Annotated in this window: 17 protein-coding genes and 1 tRNA gene; 6 read left to right on the top strand and 12 right to left on the bottom strand. The window is 68.2% G+C overall.

Annotated elements, in window-relative coordinates:
* Positions 1-103: 103 nt before the first annotated feature.
* The 7 genes from ACFWY9_RS38015 to ACFWY9_RS37985 form a co-directional block, all read right to left on the bottom strand.
* Positions 104-1,573 carry a S1C family serine protease gene (locus ACFWY9_RS38015; RefSeq protein ID WP_378324335.1) on the bottom strand — a complete coding sequence of 490 codons (1,470 nt, stop codon included), beginning with the start codon at positions 1,571-1,573 and terminating at the stop codon, positions 104-106.
* A gap of 73 nt (positions 1,574-1,646) precedes the next feature.
* The gene (gene galT / locus ACFWY9_RS38010; protein ID WP_378324334.1) at positions 1,647-2,729 is read right to left on the bottom strand and encodes a galactose-1-phosphate uridylyltransferase; all 1,083 of its coding nucleotides are present in this window, start codon (positions 2,727-2,729) and stop codon (positions 1,647-1,649) included.
* Positions 2,726-3,526 carry a DeoR/GlpR family DNA-binding transcription regulator gene (locus ACFWY9_RS38005; RefSeq protein WP_378324333.1) on the bottom strand — a complete coding sequence of 267 codons (801 nt, stop codon included), beginning with the start codon at positions 3,524-3,526 and terminating at the stop codon, positions 2,726-2,728. The genes galT and ACFWY9_RS38005 overlap by 4 nt, the downstream gene beginning before the upstream one ends.
* A 153-nt stretch (positions 3,527-3,679) precedes the next feature.
* Entirely contained in the window at positions 3,680-5,074 is a 1,395-nt protein-coding gene (locus tag ACFWY9_RS38000; RefSeq protein ID WP_378324509.1) for a sensor histidine kinase, read from the bottom strand.
* Between the two features lie 26 nt (positions 5,075-5,100).
* The gene (locus tag ACFWY9_RS37995) at positions 5,101-5,793 is read right to left on the bottom strand and encodes a response regulator transcription factor (RefSeq protein ID WP_378324331.1); all 693 of its coding nucleotides are present in this window, start codon (positions 5,791-5,793) and stop codon (positions 5,101-5,103) included.
* A gap of 82 nt (positions 5,794-5,875) precedes the next feature.
* Complete coding sequence (locus tag ACFWY9_RS37990; protein WP_378324329.1) at positions 5,876-6,487, bottom strand: trimeric intracellular cation channel family protein; 612 nt, start codon at positions 6,485-6,487, stop codon at positions 5,876-5,878.
* A 1-nt stretch (position 6,488) separates the two neighbouring features.
* Positions 6,489-7,142 carry a response regulator transcription factor gene (locus tag ACFWY9_RS37985; RefSeq protein ID WP_247058120.1) on the bottom strand — a complete coding sequence of 218 codons (654 nt, stop codon included), beginning with the start codon at positions 7,140-7,142 and terminating at the stop codon, positions 6,489-6,491.
* 224 nt (positions 7,143-7,366) lie between these two features.
* Here ACFWY9_RS37985 and ACFWY9_RS37980 point away from each other — a divergent pair.
* A tRNA-Arg gene (locus tag ACFWY9_RS37980) sits at positions 7,367-7,439 on the top strand.
* 201 nt (positions 7,440-7,640) lie between these two features.
* On the opposite strand, the gene ACFWY9_RS37975 is transcribed toward ACFWY9_RS37980, so the two are convergent.
* From ACFWY9_RS37975 to ACFWY9_RS37965, 3 genes are all read right to left on the bottom strand, one after another.
* On the bottom strand, positions 7,641-9,404 hold the full coding sequence (locus ACFWY9_RS37975; RefSeq protein WP_378324327.1) for an SWIM zinc finger domain-containing protein: 1,764 nt from the start codon (positions 9,402-9,404) through the stop codon (positions 7,641-7,643).
* Positions 9,405-9,897: 493 nt separating this feature from the next.
* Positions 9,898-10,911, bottom strand: a complete 1,014-nt coding sequence (locus ACFWY9_RS37970; RefSeq protein ID WP_378324326.1) for an SEC-C metal-binding domain-containing protein — start codon at positions 10,909-10,911, stop codon at positions 9,898-9,900.
* 503 nt (positions 10,912-11,414) lie between these two features.
* Complete coding sequence (locus tag ACFWY9_RS37965) at positions 11,415-12,923, bottom strand: hypothetical protein (protein ID WP_378324324.1); 1,509 nt, start codon at positions 12,921-12,923, stop codon at positions 11,415-11,417.
* Positions 12,924-13,075: 152 nt separating this feature from the next.
* Here ACFWY9_RS37965 and ACFWY9_RS37960 point away from each other — a divergent pair, with 152 nt between their 5' ends.
* The 5 genes from ACFWY9_RS37960 (at position 13,076) to ACFWY9_RS37940 (ending at position 22,078) form a co-directional block, all read left to right on the top strand.
* The gene (locus ACFWY9_RS37960) at positions 13,076-14,242 is read left to right on the top strand and encodes a TIGR02679 family protein (protein ID WP_378324322.1); all 1,167 of its coding nucleotides are present in this window, start codon (positions 13,076-13,078) and stop codon (positions 14,240-14,242) included.
* Between the two features lie 53 nt (positions 14,243-14,295).
* Positions 14,296-15,834 (top strand): TIGR02677 family protein, encoded by a 1,539-nt coding sequence (locus tag ACFWY9_RS37955; protein WP_378324321.1) that lies wholly within the window; start codon positions 14,296-14,298, stop codon positions 15,832-15,834.
* Positions 15,831-17,075, top strand: a complete 1,245-nt coding sequence (locus tag ACFWY9_RS37950; RefSeq protein WP_378324320.1) for a TIGR02678 family protein — start codon at positions 15,831-15,833, stop codon at positions 17,073-17,075. Before ACFWY9_RS37955 ends, ACFWY9_RS37950 begins: the two co-directional genes overlap by 4 nt.
* Positions 17,072-21,115, top strand: a complete 4,044-nt coding sequence (locus ACFWY9_RS37945; protein ID WP_378324319.1) for a TIGR02680 family protein — start codon at positions 17,072-17,074, stop codon at positions 21,113-21,115. Before ACFWY9_RS37950 ends, ACFWY9_RS37945 begins: the two co-directional genes overlap by 4 nt.
* 78 nt (positions 21,116-21,193) lie before the next feature.
* A complete protein-coding gene (locus ACFWY9_RS37940) occupies positions 21,194-22,078 on the top strand; it encodes a diiron oxygenase (RefSeq protein WP_378324318.1) in 885 nt (294 codons plus the stop codon).
* On the opposite strand, the gene ACFWY9_RS37935 is transcribed toward ACFWY9_RS37940, so the two are convergent.
* Positions 22,075-22,938: a class I SAM-dependent methyltransferase gene (locus tag ACFWY9_RS37935; RefSeq protein WP_378324317.1), complete on the bottom strand. Its 864-nt coding sequence runs from the start codon at positions 22,936-22,938 to the stop codon at positions 22,075-22,077. The two genes, ACFWY9_RS37940 and ACFWY9_RS37935, sit on opposite strands and share 4 nt — an antisense overlap.
* Before the next feature lie 4 nt (positions 22,939-22,942).
* Positions 22,943-25,735 (bottom strand): BTAD domain-containing putative transcriptional regulator, encoded by a 2,793-nt coding sequence (locus tag ACFWY9_RS37930; RefSeq protein ID WP_378341162.1) that lies wholly within the window; start codon positions 25,733-25,735, stop codon positions 22,943-22,945.
* Between the last annotated feature and the right edge of the window lie 80 nt (positions 25,736-25,815).

Below are 25,815 nucleotides of genomic sequence, written 5' to 3'. Positions count from 1 at the left end.
CGCCGCGGGGTGGGGGGGGGGGGGCGGGGGGGCCCTCGCCGCCCCCCCCCCCCCCGCGGGCGGTGGTGCCCTCGCCCGCCCCCCCCCCCCCCCGCGTCTGGGATCAGTTGGGCACGGGCTGGCCGCCGAGGGTCACGTCGACGGTGCGGGAGTTGTTCAGCGTGAAGGTGACCTTCTCGTCCGGTGCCCGGGTACGGATCGCGGCGATCAGCGTGTCCGCCGAGTCGATGGTCCGGTCGTCGATCTTGGTGACCACGTCGCCGGGCTTGAGCCCCGCCTTCTCCGCCGGGCTGCCCGGGGTAATGTCCCCGAGCTGGGCGCCACCGCCCTGCGCGTCCTGCACCTTGGCGCCGATGAAGGTCTGCGTGGCCTTACCGGTCTTGATGATGTCGTCGGCCGTCCGCCGGGCCTGGTCGATCGGGATGGCGAACCCGATCCCGACGTTCGCCCCCTCGGAGCTGCTGCCCCGGTTCGAGGAGGACTGCGGGCTGTAGATGGCCGAGTTGATCCCGATGACCTGCCCGGACATGTTGGCCAGCGGGCCGCCGGAGTTGCCGGGGTTGATGGCCGCGTCGGTCTGCACCGCGTCCATCACCGTGGCCTGGTCGCCGTTGTTGCCGCCGGCACGCACCGGCCGGTGCAGCGAGCTGACGATGCCGGAGGTGACGGTGCCGGTCAGCTCGAACGGCGAGCCGATGGCCACCACCGACTGCCCGACGCGCAGGTCGTCGGAGCGGCCGAGCTCCACAGGGGTCAGCCCGCTCACGTTGTCGACCTTGACCACGGCGATGTCGGTCGTCGGATCCCGGCCGATGACCTTGGCGGGTGCCTTCTTGCCGTCCGGGAAGACGGCCTGGATCTGGCCGCCGTTCGCGGCGACCTCGACGACGTGGTTGTTGGTCAGGATGTAGCCGTCGGTGCTCAGGACGAATCCGGAGCCCTCGCCCTGCGCGGTGCGGCCGGCGACCTGGAGTTCGACCACGCTCGGCGAGAGCTTCTTCGCGACGGACTCGACCGAGCCGGCGGGGGCGGCCGCGGTCTGCTGCGCGGGCTTCGGCGCGTCGAGCGCGTTGACGGCGGGCCCCTTGTTGGTGCCCGAGGTCAGGTAGCCGACGGTGCCGCCCGCGACGCCGCCCACCAGCAACGCGATGGCCGCGACTCCGGCAAGCAGCTTGCCCGAACCGGACTTCGCGCGCCGCGGCGCGGCCGGGACGTTGTAGATGGAGGTGTCCCCCGGCAGCCCGTGGGCACTGGGCGGAGCGTAAGGGTTGGGCGGTGGAGTGGTACCTGGCTGCGCGTACGTGCCCTGGGGCGTCTGGGCTCCCTGGGCCGACCACGGGCTCGGCGCGCCGTACGCGGGGTCGGCACCAGTCACCGTGTGGTACTGCGGCTCGCTGGGCTGGGTGTACTCCGCAGGGGCCGGGTACTGCGCCGCGGGACCGGGGTCGGCGGCCGCGCCTGGCTGGGCTGTGGCCCCGGACCAACCGCTCTGACCGGTTTCCGGCTGCGGCTGACCACCAGCGGCATGACTCTGAGCAGCGGGGTCGTGCGCACTGGGGTCTTTCTCGGTCATGTCCTCACCTTGCGCGACGGTCCTGAGAGGTTCCTGAGTCGAACCTGTGCATCGCTGGTGAGTATGCCCCGGGCTACCCGGCCTCGCGAAGCCTTTGGGCGATCTGCTCCGGTGTCGCGTCGTTCACCCACACGGCCATCCCGGATTCCGAGCCGGCGAGGTACTTCAGCTTGTCCTTGGCCCGCAGCACCGAGAACAGCTCCAGGTGCAGCCAGCTCAGGTCGCGGTCGCGGTGCACGGGCGCCTGGTGCCACGCGGCGATGTAGGGCAGCGGCCGGTCGTAGAGCGCGTCGCAGCGACGCAGGACGTCCAGGTACACCAAGGCGAAATCGTCCCGCTCCGCCTCGCTGAGCGCGGGAATGTCCGGCACCTGCCGGTGCGGCACCAGCTGGACCTGCACCGGCCACCGCGCGGCCGGTGGCACGAACGCCGTCCAGTGCTCCCCCCGCGCGACGATCCGCGCGCCGGAGTCCCGTTCCGCGGCAAGGACGTCGCCGAGCACCGGACGGCCGTGTTCGGCCTGGTAGGCGCGGGCGACGTCGAGCATCCGCGACGTGCGGGGCGTGACGAACGGGTAGCCGTAGATCTGCCCGTGCGGGTGATGCAGCGTGACGCCGATTTCCTCGCCGCGGTTCTCGAACGGGAAGACCTGCTCGACGCCGGGGAGCCCGGACAGCTCGGCGGTGCGGTCCGCCCAGGTGTCGACCACCGCGCGGACCTGCTTGGCGGTCAGGCGCGCGAACGAGCCGTCGTGGTCGCTGGTGAAGCAGACGACCTCGCAGCGGCCGCGGCCGGGCGCCACCGGCACCAGCCCCGCACCATCCACAGTGGACGCTTCGCCGAGGACGTTCTGCGCGAACGACGGAAAGCGGTTCTCGAACACCACGACGTCGTAGTCGGCTTCGGGGATCTCGCTCGGTTTCCCCGGCTTGCTCGGGCACAGCGGGCACAGATCCGCGGGCGGCTTGTAGGTGCGCGTCTGCCGGTGCGCGGCCATGGCGACCCATTCGCCGGTCAGCGGATCGCGCCGGATCTCCGACGCGGCGGCCACCGGGGCGAGGTCGCGGGTGTCCTCGGCGACCCGCTCGGGCGCGCCCGGCCGGTCGAAGTAAATGATTTCCCGGCCGTCGGCCAGGTGCCTCACGGTGCGTTTCACGCTTCTTCTGCCTCGGCCGTCCCCGCCGTCTCGGCGATCATGAGTTCTCCCGCGCGTTCGGCGAGAATTTCCCTTGCCTGGTCGGGAAGATCGTCGTCGCTGACGACGACGTCGGCTTCGTCGAGCCCGGCGATGGTGGAGATCCCGACGATGCCCCACTTGGTGTGGTCGGCGAGCACCACCAGCTTGCGCCCCGCCTCGACGAGCGCCCGGTCGGTCTCGCTCTCGGTGAGGTTGGGCGTGGTGAAGCCGGGGCCGTCGGCCATCCCGTGCACGCCGAGGAAGACGACGTCGAGGTGCAGCGACCGCAGGCTGTGCACGGCGACCGGGCCGACCAGCGCGTCCGACGGCGTCCGCACGCCGCCGGTGAGCACCACGGTGCGGTCCTGCTGGCTGGCCCCGCGCAGCACGTCCGCGACCTGGATGGAGTTGGTGACGATGGTGAGCCCTGGGACGTGATCGAGTGCCCGCGCCAGCGTCCACGTCGTGGTGCCCGCCGAGATCCCGATCGCGGTCCCCGGCCGGACGAGGCTCGCCGCGAGTTCGGCGATCGCTTCCTTCTGTGTGCGCTGCCGCACGGACTTGGCCTCGAACCCGGGCTCGTCCGTGCTCTTGCCCATCACCGACGTCGCGCCGCCGTAGACCTTCTCGACCAGGCCACGCCCGGCGAGCACGTCGAGATCGCGGCGCACCGTCATATCGGATACGCCCAGCCTCGTCACGAGGTCACTCACCCGGACCGCGCCGGTCCGGCGAGCCTCCTCGAGGATCACCGCCTGTCGCTGCCGCGCCAGCACTGCAACTCCGTCCTCAACGCACTGTCCTGAATCGACTGCGTTCCCCGCATGAACGCCCCAACCACACAAAATCCTACACGATTCAACACAGGATTCGCAGGGGTTGCCAACGCGTTGAGCCACGAATGGCTGCCGTCCGTAACGGTGACAGGGTCAGCCCGGCGCTCCGGGCAGGCGGATCGTCAGCAGCGCGCCACCCTCCGGCGCTCGCGACGCGTAGACGGTACCGCCGTGGCGTTCGGCGGAATGCTTGACAATCGCCAGGCCGAGGCCCGAACCGGGCAGCGTCCGCGCCTCCGACGAACGGTAGAACCGGTCGAACACCTTGGGCAGGTCCTCGTCGGCGATCCCAGGACCGGAGTCGGCCACCTCGACGACCGCGGTGCCGTCGCCGAGCGGATAGAGCCGGACTCGCACGGTCGACCCGGACGGCGAGAACTTGACCGCGTTGTCCAGCAGGTTGAGCACTGCCCGCTCGAGCGCGCTGTTGTCCCCGGTGAGCACCCACGGCTGCAGCGCGACGTCGAACTCGATCTCGCCCGCACGGCGCCGCGCCCGGTCGAGGGCGCGTTCGATGACATCCACCATCTCGACCCGTTCGAACTGCTCCTGCGGGACGTCCTGCCGGGCCAGTTCGACCAGGTCCCCGATGAGCTGGGTCAGCTCGTCGATCTGCCCGCGAATGTCGGCTTCGATGTCCGCGCGGTCCTCGTCCGACAGCGCCCGTGCCCCGGACCGGCTCGCCGCCAGCAGCAGCTCCAGGTTGGTGCGCAAGGAAGTAAGCGGTGTCCGCAGCTCGTGCCCCGCGTCGGCGACCAGCTGGCGTTGCCGTTCCTGCGACTCCGCGACCGTGCCGAGCATGGTGTTGAAGCTCTGCGTGAGCCGGGCCAGCTCGTCGTCACCGCTGACCGGGATCGGCCGCAGATCCCCGGTGCGCGCGACGCGTTCGGTGGCCGTCGTCAGCCGATCCACCGGCCGCAGCCCCGCACGGGCCACCGCGGTCCCGGCGGCCGCGGCCACCAGGATCCCGGCGCCGCCGATGAGGAACAGCACGACCGCGAGCTCGTTGAGCGCGCGTTTCGTCGGCGCCATCGACTGCGCCAGCACCATCGCCTGGCCGTGTCCCGACGGCAGCGCGACGACCCGGCTGTCGGTGGCGACGTCGGTCCGGATCGAACTCGCCCGATCGCCGGCGGCGACCTCGATCTCGGTGCTCCCGTACGGCGGCGCGACGCCCGCCTGCGGGTAGGTCAGGGTGATTTCCTTGCCGATGTTCAGCTGCCCGATCTGCAGGTCCGCGCTCGCCAGGAAGGCGCCGGGAACCTGCTTGAGCTGCGTCTGCACCTGCGGCGACTGGACCGCCGCACTGGCGCGGGCGACCAGGTTGTCGTCGAGCTGCTGGTAGAGGTTGCTCTGCACGACCAAATAGGCGCCGAGTGACACCAGCGCCACGGCGCCCGCCACACAGGCGGCGGCCAGCAACGTCACTCGTCCGCGCAGCGAAAACCGGCGGGTCCCCCAGCGCGTACCGCGCGGATCGTCCTCCATCACGTCGATGGTCGGGACGGCACCGGTCACGGCGGGGTTTCCCTCAGCACGTAGCCCACTCCCCGAACCGTGTGGATCAGCCTCGGCTCGTTCTCCGCCTCCGTCTTGCGGCGCAAATAACCGACGTAGACCTCGAGAGCGTTGCCCGAGGTCGGGAAGTCGTATCCCCATACTTCCTCCAGGATCCGGCCGCGGGTGAGGACGTGCTTCGGATAGGAGAGGAAGAGCTCCAGCAGCGCGAACTCGGTGCGGGTAAGACTGATCTCGCGGTCGCCGCGGCGGACCTCGCGGGTGCCCGGATCGAGCGTGAGATCGGCGAACGAAAGCACTTCGGAGGCCTGGTCGCCCTGACCTTCCGGGAGGGCGCGGCGCAGCAGCGCGCGCAGCCTGGCGAGCAGCTCCTCGAGGGCGAACGGCTTGGGGAGGTAGTCGTCGGCGCCGGCGTCGAGACCGGACACCCGGTCGGACACTGTGTCGCGCGCGGTCAGCACCAGGATCGGCAGGTCGTCCCCGGTGCTTCGCAGCCGGCGTGCCACCTCGAGCCCGTCGAGGCGGGGCATCATCACGTCCAGCACCATCGCGTCCGGCCGGTTGGCGACGATCGTCTCGAGGGCCTGCGCACCGTCGCTGGCGAGTTCGACCTGGTAGCCGTTGAACTCCAAGGACCGCCGGAGGGATTCACGGACGGCGCGGTCGTCGTCCACCACAAGGATGCGCATGGCGACAGTCTTACTCAGCGTGCTGAGACTCGCCTAAGAACACACACAGAACCCACAAAGGATTTTCCCGCTCCGGATCGTCTCAGCCCTCTCCGGACCCGCGTGCTACCGGGGCGTTCCACCGCCGCCACAACGCCAGCATCCGGATCGCGACCACCACCGCGGCCGCCACGACGGTCACCGGCCCGGGCGGCAGTAACAAAGCGTGACCGACCCCGACGAGCGCCGCACCGGCCAGCGCGGCCACGGCGTAGATCTCCTTACGCAGCACGAGAGGGATTTCCCGGAGCAGCAGATCCCGCAACGCGCCGCCACCGATTCCCGTCGTCATCCCGATCAGACACGCCGCGTACACGGTCGCCCCGCCCGCCAACGCGATCGTCGTCCCCGCCGTCGCGAACACCCCGAGCCCGATCGCGTCGGCGAGCAGTACGGCGCGCCGCAGCCTCGCGACCTGTGGATGGAACGCGAACACGATCAACGCCGTCGCCGCGCACACCGCGAGGTAGGGCCACTTGCGCAACGTCGTCGGCGGATGGATCCCCAGCAGGACGTCCCGGATGATCCCACCGCCGAGCGCCGTCGTCAGCCCCACCACGACCACGCCGAAGACGTCCAGCCGCGCCCGCACCGCGGCGAGCGCTCCGGACGCCGCGAACGCGACGAGCCCCAGGAACTCGAGCGCGGTGAGCACGCTACTGGTCGAGCAGGCCGCCCCGGTAGGCCAGCAACGCGGCCTGGACCCGGTTGGCCGCGCCGATCTTGGACAACACGGCCGAGACGTACCCCTTGACCGTCGCCTCGGAGAGGTGCAACCGGCCACCGATCTCGGCGTTGGAAAGCCCTTGCCCGATCAACGCGACCACCTCACGCTCCCGTTCGGACAACGAGGCCAGCAGCTTACGCGCCGGCTGGGCCGCTCGCTGCTCGTCGCGATGCGACTGGACCATCCGCGCCGCGACCCCCGGGTCGAGCACCGCGCCGCCCTTGGCCAGGTCACGCACGGCCCGCAGCAACGCCGCCGGGTCGATGTCCTTGAGCAGGAAGCCGTTGGCGCCGAGCCGCAGCGCGAGGCTCACGTACTCGTCGATGTCGAACGTGGTCAGCATCGCCACGGTCGGCGGATCCGGCAGCGCCAGGATCGCCCGCAACGCCCGGATCCCGTCGTCCGGCGCGCGCATCTTGATGTCCAGCAATGCCACGTCCGGGTGATACCGCCGCGCTACCTCGACCGCCGATCTACCGTCGCTCGCCTCGCCCACGATCTCGATGTCCTGCGCGCCCGACATCATGGCGCGCAGCCCCGAACGAACTAGTTCCTCGTCGTCGGCGAACATGAGCTTGATCAACGAAGCCCTCCGGCAGCCGGTGGAGCGATTTCCGCATCCCGTTAACGAAGGTTACCTACTGTTGTTCAGCAACCCGACACCAGACACGACCGAGTGACAGACTGCGCCAACCAGCTCAGACGCCCCCACCACCCACACGGGTGACAACCTACGTATGGCCACCCTTCACCCGCCCCCTGCACCACGTCCGCCCCGGGCCCGCTAGAGTGAGGTCGGCAGCACATGCCCTCGTAGCTCAGGGGATAGAGCACCGCTCTCCTAAAGCGGGTGTCGCAGGTTCGAATCCTGCCGGGGGCACCCAACAGCAGCACAGCGCACATTTCGATCAAACGGTCAACGTTCCTGGTCGGGGCGTGGTCCACGAATGGTCCACTTTGCCGGACGGCCACGCGTGCGGCGATGCGAGATGACAGACCGCCAAACCCGTCCGTATCGGGCGGCCAGCAGGCTCAGATCACCTTATTCCGGAGAAGCCGTACACCGCGATGGGCTGTCGAGTCACGGCAGTCCCGCACGGTCGAGCTCCTCTCGGAGGGCTCGTTTGGGCTTGTGCGTGGCGCGAAGTGCGGTCATATGAGCCTTGAAGTCCGCCGTGCGGCCGACACGTTTGAACAGGGGACGGGCCTCCGTCAAGTACTCGGCTGCGCGGGCATACCAGGCACGGTCCTGCCAGCCGATGGCTTGATTGGCCGCCGCGAGCAGAACGGGAATGGCATCCGAGGGATGCTTGGCGGCGCGCTTACGGGCCAGACGGAGCCAGAGTTCGTCGGAGCAGCCGCCCGCGTTCGCGGCCTGCCATGCCCCGTCGAGGTCCTGTTCCCACAGCAGGACTTCCACCAGTCGCGAGCGGCCGGGCAGGCTAAGCCGGGACTTCGTGAAACGGGCCTGGAGCGGCGCGTCCTTGGCCAAGCGATCAAGCGCTTTCCGACGCCAGGCGGCGAATTCATCAGCAGCCGCCGTGGCGAGCGCGATGTAGTTGTCCAGGCTGGGATGGTTACGGAAGTTGCCCCACAGCAGCTTCGCGGCCTCGGCGGGTCGACCGGCGCGGACGTGGCACTCCGCCGCCAGAGACCGTAGGTCCGGATCCGCTGGGAAGTCCGCGACGCCGCGGGTCAGCCACTCCAGAGCTTCGTCGTCGCGGTCGTCGTGGCACAGACGTAGCGCGATCCGGAAGACATCATGGGCACTGGACACGTCTTGCGCCAGGACATCGATGAGGGCGTCCGTGCCACCCTCCGACTCGGCGACGTGTTCCAGGAGAACACGCTCGACGTACCCGGCCTCGACCGCATAAGCCTCCCGTACCAGCACGCCATAGCGGGCGAGGCCTGTCGCGCCCAGCACGCCGGCATAGGCGGGGAGAGCATCGAGGAAGGCTCCGTGGTCGCTGGCCAGTGCCGTGTCCACCAGATATTGCGCGAGTTGTTCCTGGTCGGGCTCGCCCGCCTCGCATGCGGCGAGGTGAATCTCCGCCGCACGGCCCAGCAATTCGCTCGCGTCGCCGCCGACTTCCTCGAGTTCGTCAGCCACGTCGTCAAGCAGTTCGAAGGCGAATTCGACGAGGCCACGAGCAGTATCCGCGAAGCCGTACCCGACCAGGTCCGCGATCTCGTCCAGGACCTTCACGACTTCATGGAAGTAGGCTTGCTCCTCGCGTTCATCGAGGTAATCCGGAACTTCGATAGCTTCTTCGAGACGCTCACGAAGTGGCTGATCGTCGAACGCTCCTTGCGCACCTGCCGCGCTCTCGAGCCGAGCACGAAGCAAGGGGTTGGTATCGGCGGCCTTCAACAGCTCCGCTACCAGCCAGGACGTTTCCTGGGTATGCAGAAACCTCTCGAGCTGCTGCTGCGGCATAAGCTCCGGGCTCGGCCTGACGGACTCGGCACCGCCGTCGAGCCAGGCCAGAGCCGTCGCGACACAATGCTTGCAGAACATCCCCTTCTCCCCGTACGGGCAGGTGCACGAGCCGCCAAGGCGGCCACGGCCGACGGCGAGGCGGACCCGGTAGAGACGGCTGCCAGCCACCGTGGCCGTCACGGTTTTCCCGTCGGCTTTGATCTTCTGCACATGCCCGCCGGCGAAGTAGGCCTGGCCACGTTGGTACGACCGCGAATCCGTCGCGACCCGAACGGAGTATTCGTTCAGCACTGCAACCACTAGGAATTTCTCCTGGAGATCTTCGAGCAGGACGAGGGGCAGGCGTTCTTCCCTGATCACCCAGCCCGTGCTGGGCGTCGAGGCTACCAGCGCCGGATCCACGGACTTGACGCCGGAGTGCTTTCCAGTTCAGTCACATAGTCCTGAATAGACACCCGCCAGGGAAGGGCCTAGTGACGGGTGATCCCAGAAGTCCGTCGTGCACAAGCCGCTCCAGCCGAAGTCGCCACGCCAACGAGCCCCTGCCGCGGCGTGTCGAGATAAGCCGGTGGCAGGCTGCTGGCAACCGGCTCTTGGCGCGGATTCGGGGCGGAGTACTCGCCTGCCTCGCTTGCCAGGGCACAGCCCATCAACTCCGCATCGTCACGGCGCGCCAAGCGGGTCACGGTGCCGTCGGCCGACAGCTATTCGTACCAACACTCGAACCAAACGGCTCTGACGTGGGCGGGAGCACAGCGCCCGGTGATCGGCCAAAGCAGCGGTTTTGCTTCTTCCTCCGACTCATATTCGACTGTCCGGTCGCGGATTTGTCCATCCCTCGCCGTGCTGTCCGGGCAGGGACGAAGCTCCACAAAGCGTGCCGAACCTGGCTACGTCATGCCGAGTCCGCAGTGAAACCGGGGGTGCCACAGCATTTCTTGTACTTGCGCGCCGATCCGCACCAGCACGGGTCATTTCTCCCCGGCGGCCAGGCGATACCTTCACCGTTGACGCGGGACACCATCGCGAGCCGCTGGTGCGTCTCCGCGCTGTCCGGCTCAACCCCCGTGCGCTCGGCGTGAGCGTACACATCATCAACGTTGAGCGGCACGACGGCGAGGTCGAAGGCGGCGTCGGCAGCTCGCAGCGCGGTCTCGACCATGCGGCGATGGACGAGGTGGGGGTCCTCGGAGTCCCTCCACTCGGCGAATACCTCAGGAAAAGCGGCCAACGCACGGTCGAACTCCGCGCGCGGCCAGTAGGGAAACGTCTCCGGGAGTGAGCCTGGCCGAAATGTGCGCAGGATCGCGTTCTCATCTTGCAACCGCGCGGTTTCCTGCTGCATCTCGGCAAGGTGCTCGTAGGTCCACAGCTGGTCGGCCTTCTTGCCGGGATGGGTTCGCTCGTACCGTTCGAACCAGACCCGATCCCAGTCATCCGGTGTTTCGCCACTGACCTTGCGCACCCTGGAACGCGATTTCAGCAACTGTTCCAATGACGGATCGCCCTCGAGCTGCCGGGAACCCACGACCGCGCCGTAACAGCGAATCACCCCGGCGGTGAACCAGCGGAGGGCGCCGGGCGAATCGCCCTGGTCTATCAGCAAATCGCCGACGCTCTGATACACATCGGGGTCCTTTGGATGGCTGGCCCACAACCCGGCCAGTACCTCGCGCGCACGATCAGCGTCCTCGTGCTCGAACAGAAAATCGGCATAAGCTGTCCGCGCGTCACCGTGTACAGAACCACCGTCCGAGATCGCCGTCAGGTACAACCGCTCGGCACGCTGGACATCGCCGGCGCGCGACCATTGATACGCCGCTTCGACCAGTAACTGTGCCCGCTCGTCCGGCACCTGCTCGGCCAGGTCCTCGAACTTCCGCGCCTCGTCTGCCGCAGCTTCCACCACGCCTGCCACTCTACGACACCGGGCAGTGACAGCGATGCGTGACTGGCCGGAACTTCCTCTTCACAGCCCTACTTGGGTAAAGCGCAGCAGGCATCGGCTTACGTCGACGCTCTTCTTTCAGACGCTCGTAGCGTTTGACGAAAGCCGCCACGCCACTATTTCGAGCATTGACCGCCTTGAGGTCGACGAGCAGGGTGACCGCGCTGTCGTAGCCCTCGGGACACTTGGTCCCGATCAGGGCATTCACCCTGTTCACACGCCTCGGACCTGCTTTTCTCAAGGCGAGCATACTGAGCCGCGACTTTGCGGACTTCCCGTCCTTCTCGTTCAGCCCGCCGCTTCGAAGCCAACTCCCACAGCTCAATAACATATAGAAAGGCATCGAAGTAGCGCTCCATTACGGTCGGAGGGTTACCGCGAAAATCGCCCCAGTGGTACTCGCTGACGAACCTTGTCGCGGTGATGTCGGCCTGGGGCGGCAACTCGCGGAGTTCTGCCGACGATCACCGAGTTCCTGATCCACCGCGAGGAATTCGCAGTACATCGGCAGGCTCCTTCTCAAGCCGGTTCAAGTAGAGGCGCGTCACTTCCTCGGCCAGGAGGTTCCGGCGGACGAAGTAGCGGCCGAGTGAGGTCAGTTCGGCACGGGCGTCCAGGATGGGGAGGACAGCCCACGACGGCTCGCCGAGCAGTGCAGCCATCTGGACGGTCGTCCGTTCGTGGTCGGTGTCAGGAGGCAAGGCAACTGTTGCGGCGCCCGCTTCGACCGCGGCCAGCAGACCGGTGCGGACGGCCGCGCCGGTCAGGGCGATGAGGGTTTCGGAGACGTCGGGGTCGTGGTGCTCGTCGATGAGATCATCGATCAGATCTTCGAGGCCGATCGGTGCTTCGGCGCGGTACATCTCCCCCAGAGCGCGGGGACCCCATGGGCGGAGGAACGCTTCGAGTTCGCGGGTACCCTCGTCACGTTCGTCCAGCTGGGCCGGGCCGGCAACCGCGACGTCGACGACTTCCTGCCAGAGGCGCAAGGTTTCCTCAGCGTCGGCCGTGCCCGCCACAACCCGTTCCAGCGCGGTGAACGCCGGTCCGGGGACTACCTGGGTGCGGTGCAAGCGCAGGACTTCCACGTCCAGGGCCAGCCGCCAAGCGCGGGTCAGCGGCACCTGGTCGCGAGGGTCACGAAGGCGCTCACGGGGGTTGATGCCCAGCGTCTCGGCGAACGACCGAGTGTCGGCAGGGGACGGGAAGCCCTGCTTCGTCACCTTGCGGCCCTCGACTGCCCACTGTCCACAAGAGACCAACCTGCGCAGCAACGCCGATTCGCGAGCAGAAACAGCGAGCTGGTTGGTCGGTGGCAGCGAGACCGGTGGGTTGGCCGGGCATGGTTCCGCCGCCGGCTCGTCGCGGCGGAACTCGGGCGGGATAGGGGCGTCCGGCGGGAGTGCGGCGACGACGGAGTCCCTGGCGACGAATCGAGCCGTCGCGAGTTCCGGCGTCTGATCGAGTAACGAGCCGAGGACGGCACGGCGCCGCGGCCGGACCGACCGGTTGAACTTCTCGAGCCAAGCATCGGCCGCGTCGTCGTCATCGATATCGACCCCGGCTGCGAGCATCGCGGTGTAGATCCGTTTGGCCAGTCGCCACCTCGATTCGTCCGCCATCGCTGCGGGGAACCTCGCGGTGGCCCGATCCAGTTCCTTGCGCAGCGTCATGATGCGCGTGCTGGCCGGATGGAACCGATCGGTCGCGTCGAGGAAGTCGATCAGCACTTGCAACGCTGCCGGACCGTGCGCGCTCAGGCCGTACCGGTCCGTCAGCCGTGGCGCGGCGGTGTCGATCAGCAGCCGATGCGCGTCACCGGTCCGCCACAACGTCGGGTCAGCACAGTTCAGCCAAGTGTCCCGGGCGTCGAGCAACAGCTCCAAACAGGTGATGACGTCGTCCGTGCCTTGGTCATCGGCGAGCCACACCCGGATATCCCGGACCATCTTGACGACAGCGCGATCAGCCATGGGCGCAGGAGGCCCCCATACAGTCGAATTTGCCTGCCTTTACGCCCTGTAGGAGGGCTTGCCGTTCGACGCCGGATTTCACTCCTGATCCGGGGAGCACTCCTATGATGTGACCCATTGTGGAACCTGTTGATCGACTCTCGCGTGGTTTGATGCCGTTGTGGCGGGCCGTGCATGGCAGGTTGTCGTCCGGGCTGCCGGTGAGCAGGGTCAAGATCGGGCCGCTCGACGACGACCAGCGGGCTGCGGTCGCGGATCTGCTCGGGTTGGAGCGGCTGCCCGGTGAGTACGCCAGCATCGCGCTGGACAAGCTTGACCAGGCGCTTCGTGAGGTGACCGGGCTGGAGACCCGGGACGTCGTCGCAAAGCTCGTAGGCCCGGTCGGCAATCGCGCTGGGGAGAGGCGGCGGGCTGCGGCGGAGCGGGAAGAGCTGTGGGCGTGGCTGGCAGAGCATCCGGTGGTGGTGGCGCAACCGGCACTGATGGATTGGGTAGCTGCAGTACGTCGAGCCGGACTTGTCGATAAGTCGATAGTGCGGACGCGTGAGGAGCTGAGCACGGCGTTGCGGGTGTTGGGTGAGTTGCCTGCGGCTGGGGTGCCGCTGCCGGTGTTCGCCGACGCGGTGCTGGGTGAGACGCACGCGCTGGATGAGGGCACGAGGTGCGCGGGCCTCGTCACCAGGGCGTTGGCCGCGATTTACGACGTCACGCCGCCGGTGGACGCGCCCGAGCGACGGGCGTTGTGGGAGCGGGCCGGGATCGCGGATGACGAGTTGTCCTCGACGGTGCTCGCCGCTGGGCTCCGCCTGCCTGGCGACGACACAGCGAGCCGGATTCTACGGGCGTGCGCGGAATCCGGGACGGCCGCTGTGCTGACATTGCAGCAGCTCAGGGCTGCCAAGAGCATAGAAGCGCCCGAACAAGTGTGGGTGTTCGAGAATCCGAGTGTGCTGGCGCTCGCGCTCGACAGGTTCAGTACCGGGTGTCCGCCGATGATCTGCACCTCAGGCTGGCCCAGTAGCACGGGGATTCTGCTGCTCAGGCGCCTCGGAGAGGCCGGTGCCCAGCTGCTTTACCACGGCGACTTCGACGGGGAGGGGCTGCGGATCGCGGCAAACGTCGTGGCCAGGACCGGGGCGGTACCGTGGCGGATGGCCAGCGCCGACTACCTCGCCGCGGTCGGGGACGGTCCGCCGGTCGGGCGGGTCACGCCGGCGCCATGGGACGCCGAGTTGGCTGGGCACCTGGTCAGGGTGGGTAAGACGGTTCCGGAGGAGCGTGTCGCGTCGGCGTTGCTCGACGAAATGGCCCAAGCCTGAAACTGTCGGTGCCGACCCGTACCGTGGTCGGCGACCAGACTGTGGGAGGCAGGATGGACCCGATCCGTGTTCCGCCCGAGATGTTCCGCTTCACCAGCGGCGACCGGGCCGAGCTGTACGTGTCGGTGCTGCATGCCTTCGGCGAGGCCAACGAGCGGCTCGAAACCGCGCTGGGGCTCGACGACGTCCGCGCGCGGTTGAGGTCGGTGGGCTGGCTCGACGCGTTGGAGGACGACGACCTCGCCAGGGCGCTCGACCAGCTCCGCGACTGGAACCTCGTCGACGTCATCCAGAATCACTCCGAGAACTACCGTACGGCGACCGAGTACGAGCGGCGTAACCTTCAGTATTCCCTTACGCGGCAAGGTGAAGCGGCGTTCGCCGGGGTGGTTCACGCGCTGAGTGTGCTGGCCTCGACGGGTGCGTTGCAGACGGCGGTGCTCGACGCGATCTCCGATCGGCTCGGCGATCTCGTGCGCGAGTTGGACGGCGGGTCGGATCGGCGTGTTTTCAGCACGCTGACCGAGTTGGAGGGGCATCTCGAAGCGTTACGCGGGAACACCAAGCAGTTCAACGGCGAATTGCAGCGGCTCCTGCGTGCGGACGGTGCGAATCTGGCCACCTTCCACGAGGTCAAGGCCTCGACGGTCACCTATCTCCAGGAGTTCCTGACCAACCTCGAACACCGCACGCACGGGATCGCGGTCCGGATCCGGCAGGTCGAGGAACACGGGGTCGGGCTGATGCATCAGCGTGCGCTGCTCGGTGCCGATCTTCCTCAGCTGTCCGGCACGGATCCGGGGCCGGAGTGGCTGGCGCATCGCCGGGCCCGCTGGGAGGGGCTGCGGGCCTGGTTCCTGCCGTCGGACGGCGCGCAACCGCGGGCCGAGCAGCTGCATCTCGTGGCGCGGCGGGCGATCATCACGCTGCTCCAGGTGCTCGACCGGATCACCGAATCCCGGCGGCGGGCGAGCAGTGCGGTCGCCGATTTCCGTGAGCTGGCAAGGTGGTTCACCGTCGTGCCTGCCCAGGACGACCTGCATCGGTTGTGGTCGACCATGTTCGGGCTGAGTTCGGCGCGGCACGCGCATCTCGCCCATCCCGATCCCGAGCTGGTCAGCTCGACGTCGTCGTGGCGGGACGCGCCGCCGGTCGAGGTGTCGCCTTTGCTGCGCACAGCGGGGAAAACCGAGCGGTTCGCCCGCACGGGGCGGGTGCGTGACGTCGCCGCGGTCCGCGCGGCCAGGGCGGAGCAGGCGCGTGCTGAGCGGGCGGAACTGGAAGCCGCGTGGGACATGCTCGACACCGGCGGCGCGGTCCGGCTCTCCGCGTTCGCCCGGCTCGATCACGCGGTGTTCGAGCGGTTGCTCGATCTGCTGGGCAGGGCGCTCGGCAACGCGCCGGAGCGCAATGGCGTGCGGCGGGGCACGACGTCCGACGGGCGGATCGAGATTCTGTTGTGGCCGCCTCAGGACGGCGCGGTGGCCAGGCTGACGACGCCACGGGGGCAGTTTCACGGTCCTGATTACGAACTCGAGATCCGGGCCGACGGTGGGCGTCGAATACAGCGCGCGAGTGGGGGCCGGTCATGAGCCAGCTCGCCAACCAGCTGGTGATCGCTGAGAAGGAGGAGGTCGCCCGCGGCATCCGGCAGTTGCTCGCCACGCCGTTGGTCACCGAGCGAGGCCAGCCCGAGGCGTTCGAGCTGGTCCGGCGCCGGCGCGAGCCGATCCGGCAGTGGTTCGACTACTACTGCGGCTGGACGCTGACCGTCGAACCGCGCCTCGGCTACGCCCGGCTGGTCAAGGTTCGTGTCGCCACCGATCCCGGTCGTCCCGCTCGCCGGCTCCGGTCGGGTCGAGCGCCGTTCGATCGGCGGCGGTACGTGCTGTTGTGTGTGGTAGCGGCCGAGTTGCTCGCGACGCCGGTGACCACCATCGGTCTGCTGGCCAAGCGGGTCAGCCTGGCCGCCGGCTCCGATGAGGTCGTCGCGGCCTTCGACACGTCGAGCCGCGGTGAGCGGATGGCGTTCGTCGATGTCCTTCGGCTGCTGGAGTCCTACGGTGTGATCGAGGTGGTCGACGGCACGACCGAGGCGTTCGTGGAATCGGCGGACGCCAAGGTGCTGTACCAGATCGACGCGACGTTGCTGCTCCGTCTGCTCGCCGCCCCGGTCGGACCGTCCCGCCTGGCGGTGCCGACCGACGAAGTGGCGCTGCGCTTCGAAGAACTCGTCGCCGCGGTGTCGCGCGAGCGTCGCTACGGCCTCGCTTCGGGTGCGCATGACGATACGGCGAAGCGCTCCGAGGTCCAGCGGAATCTGTGGCTCAGACACTCGGTGTTCCGGCGCCTGGTCGACGACCCGGTTCTCTACTTCGACGACCTCTCCGCCGACGAGTGCGCCTACCTCTCCTCCCCTACCGGACGCCAGCTTCTTCGCCGCGCCGCCGAACAAGGTGGCTTCGCACTGGAAGAGCGCGCAGAGGGCGTACTGCTCGTCGACGTCGACGGCATCGCGACCGACACGCGATTCCCGGACGACGCGAGCAACGCCAAGGTCGCCGCCCTTCTGCTGCTCGATGCGTTGACCGGGCCGATGACGTTCGAACAACTGCAGGCGGCCGCTGCGGAGCTACTCGAACGCTTTCCGCGCTGGGCCAAGAGTTACCGCGGCGAGGACGGCGTACGGCAGCTCACTACCGACGCGCTGGCAGTGCTGACGGCGTTCGGCCTGGCGCAGCTGTCTTCCGGTCTTGTTCGCCCCCTTCCGGCCGCGGCGCGCTACGCCGTGCGCGACGCCAGAACCTCCGACGCCGAGGAGAATCCGTCATGACAGTGACCGAACTTCCTCGCCCCGCGCACGACGGCGAGACCGCCCCACCGGCGCCTCGCTGGGTACCCACCCGCGCCGGAATTCTCAATGTCTGGCGCTACTACGACGAGGTCTTCGAGTTCCACCAAGGACGTCTGCTGCTCCGCGGTCCCAACGGGAGCGGCAAATCGAAGGCGCTCGAACTGTTGTTGCCGTTCCTCTTCGACGCGAACCTGCGGGCCAACCGCCTGTCGACGTTCGGCACCGGTGAACGCACCATGCACTGGAACCTCATGGGCGAAGGCGCTTCCGGTACGACACGCGTCGGCTACGTGTGGCTGGAGTTCCGGTTTCCCGGGCGCTGGTTCAGCTGCGGGGCGCGGCTGCAGGCGAGTTCGCACACCACGACAGTGCATCCGGATTACTTCACCACCGAGCAGCGCATCGGCATGCCGGATGGGCTCAGTCTGGTCAACGACGCCGGTCAACCGCTGACGAAGAAGGCACTGGAGGAACAGCTCGGCTCCCACGGGACAGGGCACGCGAACGCCAGTGACTACCGCGCGGAAGTCCGGTCGACGCTCTTCCCCACCTTGACCGAGCAACGTTTCGACGCCTTGATCACCGCGTTGCTCCAGCTGCGAACGCCCAAGCTGTCGCAGCGGCTCGACCCCGCGTTGTTGTCGACGTTGCTCTCACGCGCACTTCCTCCCTTGGGACAGCAGGAAATCGCCGAACTCGCCGAGGGGTTCGAACGGCTGGACAAGCAACGCGAACGACTTGCAACACTGGAAGAAGAGGTCACGGCCACCCGGACATTGGCGTCGCGGCAACGGACCTATGCCCAACGCGTGCTGCGAGCGAGCGCGGCCGAAGTGACCTCGGCAACCAACGAACTGGAGAAACTGTCCAAAGCCGCGCGACAGTCCGCCGAGCAGTACGAAATCGTTGCCCGGCAAAAGGAAGACGCCGAGCATCGCATCGAAACCCTCGCGCAAGAAATCAGCACGGCCGAGGCCAGGAAGACCGGGCTGACCGAAAGTGAGGCCTACAAACAAGGTCAGGAGCTGGATCGGCTGCGGCAGCGTACGGCCGAAGCGCGAGCGCAGGCCGGGAAGATCCGGGACGACGCGGGCAAGAAACGAACCTATGCCGACCGTGACGAGCAGGATCGCCACGACGCCGAACGGACCGCACACCGGCAAGCCGAGATCGTCCGGACGCAGGAAATCGAGACACGCCAAGCCGCTGCCCGCGCCGGTCTGACAAGCGTGCACGGCGAAATCACGGCGCACCTGGACACCGAGCCGGGTTCCGCGCGGCCCTTGCTGCGCGCGGCGGTGCGTGGCAAGGAGGAGCAGCTGCACACGGTCGGCGAAGCCCTCGACAACCACGAGCGCGCGATCGAGCGACGTCAGGAGGCGGAGGAGGACCTCGACAGCGCGAGGTCGGCGTACTCCGCGGCGCAGGAACAGCTCGACGCCGCAGCACGCGATCGGGACGCCGCGCTGAACGACCTGAGCATCCGGCTGGTGGAGTGGGCGGAGGCCTGCGCTGAGCTGGTGTTCCCCGAGCCCACGGTCCTGCTCGACCACCTCGAATCCGAAACCGCGCTGCTCACCGCGGTGGATGCGGTCGCATCGCCGATCCTGGAAGAGATCACCCGCCAGGAAACGACCCGGACGACGGCATTGGCCGCGGCTCGCGAACAGCGGGATCACCTCATCGCCGAGGTGGATCGGCTGCGCACCGAGGAAGATCTCCCGCCAGCCGCGCCGCCGACCCGCACGACCGACCGGGAAGCGATGACGGGCGCACCGTTGTGGCGTTTGGTCGACTTCGCGGCGGCAACGCCCGAGAGCGCGTACGCGGGGATCGAAGCCGCACTCGAAGCATCCGGTCTGTTGGACGCCTGGGTGGGGCCGCGCGGAGACGTCCCGGGCCACGACATCTTCGCAGAGCCCGAGGCGTTGGGCCCGGTGGCCGGTCGATCACTCGCTGACGTCCTCGTGGCCGAAGCCGATGCGGAAGTCCAGGCTCCGGTCGTACGCAGACTATTGGAAGCGGTGGCCTTCGGCGACCGGTTGCCGCCGGAAGAATCCGCGGCCATCGGCGCGGATGGCACGTGGCGTCTCGGCAATCTCGCTGGGAGCTGGCAGAAGGACCATCCGGCCTACATCGGCGCGCTCGCGCGCCGACGCGCCCGCGAACGCCGCATCCACGAGCTGAGGGCCCAGATCTCCGAACGCGAGGCGGACATGGCGCGGCTCGAAACCGAACTCGCCGCCCTCGCCACGCGTCGGCAGGTGATCAAGGCCGAGCGGGCGGCAAGGCCCAGCTACGCGGTACTCGACGCTGCCACCCAGCAGATGACCAGGGCGGAACTCGAACTGGGGACGGCCGACCGGATCGTGCGTCAGCGCGTCGAAATCGTGTCGGCGCGGGAAAAGGACGTGGCTCGGACGCTGCTCGGTTTGATCGGCCTGGCGGCCGAACATGGTGTGCCCACCGAGCGGGCAGCCTTGGCGACACTGGCGACATCCGTCAGCACGTTCGCCGATCAGGCCGAGAACTGGTTGGAGCAGCACGACAAACTCCTCACCGCCCGGCAAACACTGGCTTCGTTGACAGCCCAGGCACAACGGTCGGTGGACCACGCGGTTCAACGCGAGGGCGAAGCGCGGGAAGCCGAAGAAGAGCACCGGAAACTGGTCGCCATGCTCGAGGCGATCGACAGCACGTTCGGCGTCGACTACCGAGAAGTTCTTGCCGAAATCGAAGGACTTCGCACCAAGATCACGGAACTCGGCGACGAACAAAAACGAACCACGGGCAAGGTGACCGAACTCGCGACGCAGCTCGGCAGGCTGGAAACTCAGCGGGCAAACGACGCGAAGGTCCACGAAGAGGCGTCGGCCCATCGAGACAATACAGCCCAGCGGTTCCGCCGCTTGGCCGCCGGAACTTTCCCGGCGGACAGCGGAATCGCCGACCTCACGAAGTTCGAGGCCACCCTGGGGTCGGGCGACGGTGTCCGTGCCGCGCTGGACGCGGCGCGGCTGGTCGCGGCCGCCTGGCCGTCGGTGCCCCACAGCGCCAGCAACATCGGGGACGCGCTGCACCGGCTGTCCGAGTCCGTGCACACCTGCCGGGACGCGCTGAGTTCCCGCGCCGACCTCGACCTCGAAACCGACGAGGACGTCCAGGTTTTCACCGCGGTGGTGGACGGTCTCCGGGTCGGCGCCGCGGAACTGCTGAACATCCTCCGCACCGAAGCCGACCAAAGCCGCGACGAGATCACCGAGCGGGAACGAGAACTGTTCGACCAGACGTTGACCGGGGACACCCGCCGGCATCTCGCCGCGCGGATCCGCCAGGCCAACGAGCTGGTCGACGGCATGAACGCACGCTTGGAAAAGGTCCGCACCGCCTCGAAAGTCGCGGTACGGCTGGTCTGGCAGGTCGCGCCGGATCTGCCACCGGGGACGAAAGCCGCCCGGGATCTGCTGCTCAAGGATCCGGTGCGCCTGACCGACGCCGATCGCGAGTCCCTGCACCGGTTCTTCCGCGACCGGATCGAACAGGCCAAGGCCGACGACACCGCGACCAGCTGGGAACAACAGCTCGCCCAGGTCTTCGACTACACGGCATGGCATCGCTTCGTGGTGAAGGTCGACCGCGCGAACGGCGACGGCTGGCAACTGCTGACCCGCAAACTGCACGGCGCGCTTTCCGGTGGTGAGAAGGCCATCGCACTGCACCTGCCGCTCTTCGCCGCGGTCGCGGCGCACTACCAGGCCGCGCCGGAAGCACCGCGCGTCATCCTGCTCGACGAGGTGTTCGTCGGCGTCGACAGCACGAACCGGGGCCAGGTGTTCGCCTTGCTGTCGGCACTCGACCTCGACCTGATGCTCACCTCCGACCACGAGTGGTGCGTCTACTCGGAGCTGAGCGGGATCGGCATCCACCAGCTCATCACCGGCGCCGACGGCGACGACGCCGTGACCACCGCCCGCTTCACCTGGGACGGCCACGATCTCCTGCCCGCGGAACCGGACTGAGTGAGCCGCGGTCGAACAGCGGGTGACGTTTACCCGGGCCGCCCGGAGCCGGGAGCGCGGCGCGCTAGCGTGGAGCGTATGGATCGGGATGCGACAGCGCGGCGGTTGTTGAAGTCGTCGGCAGCGCGGAGTTACGACCCCGCGGTGGACATCGACTGGGACGCGCCCTTGGTCGAGGGCAAGCTGTACCACCTGGAGCACCGGATCTCGTTGTACGGCACGGCACTGTGGGACCGGATGTCCGCGGTGCAGCGAGCGGAGCTGGCCAAACAGGAGATGATCACGTTCCTGTCCGTGGTCATTCACGCCGAGTTGAGCCTGATGCGCACCATTCTCCGCACGGTCCAAGAAGGCGAACCCGCGACGGACCCCGCGTTGTACGCGCTGACCGAGGTCGCCGACGAATGTCGTCATTCGACCATGTTCGCGAAGGGGATTTCGCGGTTCGGTGGCAAGGTGGTGCCCCAGTCGAAACTGACGACGCGGCTGTTGAACGTCGTGTCCGCGCTGGTGCCGTTGGGGCCGGTCTTCTGGGCGAGCGCGCTGTTCTTCGAGGAGCCCGTGGACCGGCTGCAGCGCGAAACCATGGACGACGAACGGGTCCAGCCGTTGCTGCGGATGATGAACCGGATCCACGTCCTGGAGGAGGCACGGCACGTCGCCTACGCGCGCGAGGCGATGGTGCGCACGATGACCGAAGCCGGGTGGCTGTCGCGGAAGCTGAACCGGTTCGGCGTCGCGTTGCTCGCGTGGTCGATGAGCCGGGCGTTCATCCGGCCGGAGACGTACCGGCGAGTGGGGTTGAACCCGAAGGAGGCATACCAAGCGGCGTTGACGAATCCGCACTATCACGAGTCATTGCGGTGGATGTCGCGCCAACTGGTCGGCTTCTGCCGGGAAAACGGGTTCATCAAGGGACACTTCACGACGGCCTTGTGGCGACGCTCCCATCTGCTCGGTTAGCTCGTCTTCGCGTGCACGAAGCCGCCGAATGTCCACACTGGACCTTGGACCGTGCCGTCCGCTCGCTGCAGATACCGGCTTTGCGCGGTGGGGATGTCCAGGTCTTCCACGAGACGAAGTCCTTGCGCGGTCAGGAATTCCGCCGCCTTACCGCGCCGGATTCCCCACAGCCACGGTTCACCCCTTGACGCCACCTCTTGAGCGGCGGCGAGCGCGTCGGGTGTCAGGCCCGTTCCCTCGATGACTTCGCGCCAGCAGTAGTCGAAGACGACCGAACTCTCCGGCGCCTGCGCGGACAACCACCGGAGCGTCGCCTCGACACCGGTTTCCTCCAGATACTGCGTCACGCCCGACCACACGACCACCGTGCGCGCCGTGGGGTCGTAGCCACCGCGTGCCAGCGTCGCGGCGAGATCGTCGTGGTTGAAGTCGATCGTCAGATAGTGCACATTGGACACTCGTGGCAGCGCCCGGACGCGAGCGCGTTTGCGGGCCGAGATGTCCGGCTGGTCCACCTCGAACACTGTTGTCCCGGCGAGTATTTCCCGCAGGCGATGCGCCCGGGAATCGAAGCCGGCGCCCAGCAGGACGAGCTGGGTGGCGCCCGCCGCGACCTCCGCGCGGACAACGTCGTCCATGTACTTGGTGCGAATGACCTCGAACCACAGCGCCCCCGGCCAGGAACGCCGGAGCGCCCGGAGGACCATGCCACGCAGGCCGGGCACTTTGATCATCGCGGGACCGAGAGGCCACCACGGAATCAGCCGCGCCGCCAGGACGTCGGGCCCCCGGAGTTCCGGCTCGGTGACCACCGCGCCCGCCGCTCGCAACAACGCCGCGGTCTCCGCGGTCGAACTCACCGGCTCAGCTCCTCTTCCCGTCGAGCGCTTCCAGTTGCACGCCGACCCCGTGCTGCTCAGGCACCCCGAGTTTGCCGAACAGCGTGAAAGCCTGCCCCCAGCGTCGCCTGGCCTCGGCAAAGTCGCCGCGGTCGTGGTGCGTGTGCGCGAGGCCGTTGTACGCGTGCGCTTCCTCGTAGCGGTTCGCGGTCTCTTCGGCGACGGTCAACGCCTCCGAGTACGCCGCGAAGGCATGGTCGTACTCACCCCGCCGCCGGCGAATCTCGGCGAGAGTGCGCAAGGCGCGGTTTTCGATATTGCGGTTTCGGTTCGCCCTGGCCAGTTCGAGCGCCCGCAGGCATTTCGTGAGGGCTTCGTCGTGGTCGCCCCGCAGCGAATCGACTTCGGCGAGCCCACGCAAGGAATAGCCTTCGATGGTGGTGTTCCCGATGGAACGAGCCACCGAGATCGCCTGTTCGTAGGCGTCGACGGATTCGGCGATCCGGCCCATGTGGTGGTACACCTCGCCGATTCCCCGCAGCGCGTAACCCTCCAATACCGGGTCGTCAGTGTCCTTGCCCGCCTCGAGGGTCCGCCAGAGCACGGTGCGCGCCTCCTCCAGCGAACCCAGCCGAGTACAGACCAGGCCGAGTGCGTGCAGGGCGCGTCCTTCGACACGGCGGTCGCGCAGGTCGACCGCGAGACGCACGCCCTCGTCGCAGTCGGCGAGCGCCTCCTGGTACCGGCCGAGCCACCAGTTGATGTAACCCCGGCTGGCGAGCGAATCCGCCTGGTAACCAAGATCGTTCGCCCTGCGTGCCGCAGCGAGACCCTGCGTGTGCAGGATCAGCGCGTCGTTGTGGTTGCCGATGATGTGGAAGAACCGCCACAACGTCGCGGACAGGTGGAAGGTGTGCGAAGGCCAGCCGTGGACGGCGGCGTGCCCGGCGACCGAAAGCAGATTCGCGCGTTCGGCCTTCAGCCAGCTCAGCGCGCGATCGTAGGTGAAGAGGTGGTTGTCCTGGGACACCGGCGGTTTCAGGCGCGGACGATGCGCTCGCTCGGTAGGCGCCACGACGTCCATGGCCGTCGCGGCGGTGAGCAGGTAGTGGTCGAACAGCCGGGTCAGGGCCGCGCGCCGATCGGTTTCACCGTCGGTGTCCGCCGCGAGCCGCGCCGCGTAGGTGCGCAGCAGATCGTGGAAGCGGTACCGGCCGGGGCCCGGCTGCTCCAGCAGATGCGCGTCGACGAGATCCTCGAGGATGTCTTCACTGGCCATCGGACGTTGCTCGGTCAACGCGCCCGCGGCGGTCGGATCGATGTCCGTGCCCGGAGTCAGTCCCAGTGCCCGGAAGAAGCCCTGGTGATCGGGCTTGAGCTGGGCATACGACAACGTGAAGGCCGTCGCGACGCTGCGGTTGTCGGTCCGCAGTTCGGTGAGGCGGTGGCGTTGATCGCGCAGCCGGGAAGCGAGGTGTTCGACTGTCCACGATGGACGGTGCCGGAGACGCGCGGCGGCGATCCGCAACGCGAGGGGGAGGAAGCCGCAGAGCTGGAGCACGTCGTCGGTCGCCGCCGGTTCGGCCAGCGGCCGGTCGTCCCCGACGACTCGCAGGAACAGCTCCCGCGCGTCCGCGGCAGGCAGGATATCGACGGTGATCGGATCCGCGTCCAGGTCGGTGAGACGCCGCCGGCTGGTGACGATGGTCAGGCACTCCGGCGCGCCCGGCAGCAGGGGCCGCAGCTGGGCGGCGTCCACCGCGTTGTCCAGCACGATCAGCGCGCGCCGCTTCGCCAGCTGCGCCCGCCACAACGCGGCCCGGTCCTCCAGCTCGATCGGGATGCGTTCGTTCGCGACCCCCAAGGCGCGAAGCAGCTTCTCGAGCGCGGCGGACGGCGTGAGCGGTTGCTGTCCTGGCGTGTGGGCGTGCAGGTCGATGAACAGCTGCGCGTCCGGGAAACGCTCGATGAGCCGACGCGCGGCGTGCACGGCCAGGGTGGTTTTCCCGACGCCTGCCATGCCGTCGAGCGCGGAGATCACCATGGTGGTGCCCGTCCGGTCCCCGGCCGCTTCGAGGATCCTGCCGAGTTCGGCGTCCCGTCCGGTGAAGTAGCTGGCGTCGCGCGGCAAATCGCACCGCGGTACCCAGCTCTCCGGGGCCACGAGGGCCGGGTCGTCGGCCAGGATCCGCGCGCGAAGGCGGCGGAGGCCGGGGCCCGGCTCGACGCCGAGTTCCTCGCGCAGGGCGCCTTGAGCGCGTTCGTACGCGAGGATCGCCTGCGCCGGCGCTCCCGCCCGGTGCAGGGCGAGCATCAGCTGTTCGGTGAGCCTTTCCCGGAGCGGGTTCTCGTTCGCCCATTCGGCCAGCTCGCCGGTGAGCCCGCGGTGCCTGCCCAAGCCGAGTTCCAGCTCGACGCAGTGCTCGAACGCCGCCAGCCGCTCTTCGCCCAGTCCTGCGAGCTGGGGTTCCAATGCGGGACATCCCAAGCCCGCGAGCGCCGGACCGCGCCACAGCTCGAGAGCGCGCCGGAATCCGGCTACCGCGTCCGATGGCCGGGATTCCGCCGCGTCCTTTCGCGCTCGTTCGACCATTTGCTGGAATGCGGCGGCGTCCAAATGCGCGCCGGCGTCCAGCCGATAACCCGACACCGCCGAAACGATCGTCGTATCGTCGAACGGCAGGGAACGCCGCAAATCCGAAACCGCGTTGCGCACCTGTTTCTCGGCGGTCGCGGGAGGATCCGTCTCCCACACCGCGTTCACCAGTTCATCGAGCGGAACCGCGCGGCCGTATCCCAGCAACAGAGCGGCGAGCACCTTTTGCTGCTTCGGCCCGCCCAACGGCAGTACCCGTTCCCCATCACGCACTTCAAGTGGGCCAAGGACCCCGAATCTCA

Origin of the sequence: Amycolatopsis sp. NPDC059027 (genome assembly GCF_042739735.1) — a bacterium.
Classification (GTDB): Bacteria; Actinomycetota; Actinomycetes; order Mycobacteriales; family Pseudonocardiaceae; genus Amycolatopsis.
Note: the sequence above shows the minus strand (reverse complement) of the source record. Positions and strands in the feature narration are given on the sequence as shown.

Bases quoted from the DNA above. Each gene is read 5' to 3' on its own strand.
- ACFWY9_RS37960 (WP_378324322.1), top strand. From the start codon at position 13,076: ATGCCGTTGTGGCGGGCCGTGCATGGCAGGTTGTCGTCCGGGCTGCCG.
- ACFWY9_RS38000 (WP_378324509.1), bottom strand. From the start codon at position 5,074: ATGGAGGACGATCCGCGCGGTACGCGCTGGGGGACCCGCCGGTTTTCG.
- ACFWY9_RS38015 (WP_378324335.1), bottom strand. From the start codon at position 1,573: ATGACCGAGAAAGACCCCAGTGCGCACGACCCCGCTGCTCAGAGTCAT.
- ACFWY9_RS37995 (WP_378324331.1), bottom strand. From the start codon at position 5,793: ATGCGCATCCTTGTGGTGGACGACGACCGCGCCGTCCGTGAATCCCTC.
- ACFWY9_RS37950 (WP_378324320.1), top strand. From the start codon at position 15,831: ATGAGCCAGCTCGCCAACCAGCTGGTGATCGCTGAGAAGGAGGAGGTC.
- ACFWY9_RS37965 (WP_378324324.1), bottom strand. From the start codon at position 12,923: ATGGCTGATCGCGCTGTCGTCAAGATGGTCCGGGATATCCGGGTGTGG.
- ACFWY9_RS37945 (WP_378324319.1), top strand. From the start codon at position 17,072: ATGACAGTGACCGAACTTCCTCGCCCCGCGCACGACGGCGAGACCGCC.
- ACFWY9_RS37955 (WP_378324321.1), top strand. From the start codon at position 14,296: ATGGACCCGATCCGTGTTCCGCCCGAGATGTTCCGCTTCACCAGCGGC.
- ACFWY9_RS37940 (WP_378324318.1), top strand. From the start codon at position 21,194: ATGGATCGGGATGCGACAGCGCGGCGGTTGTTGAAGTCGTCGGCAGCG.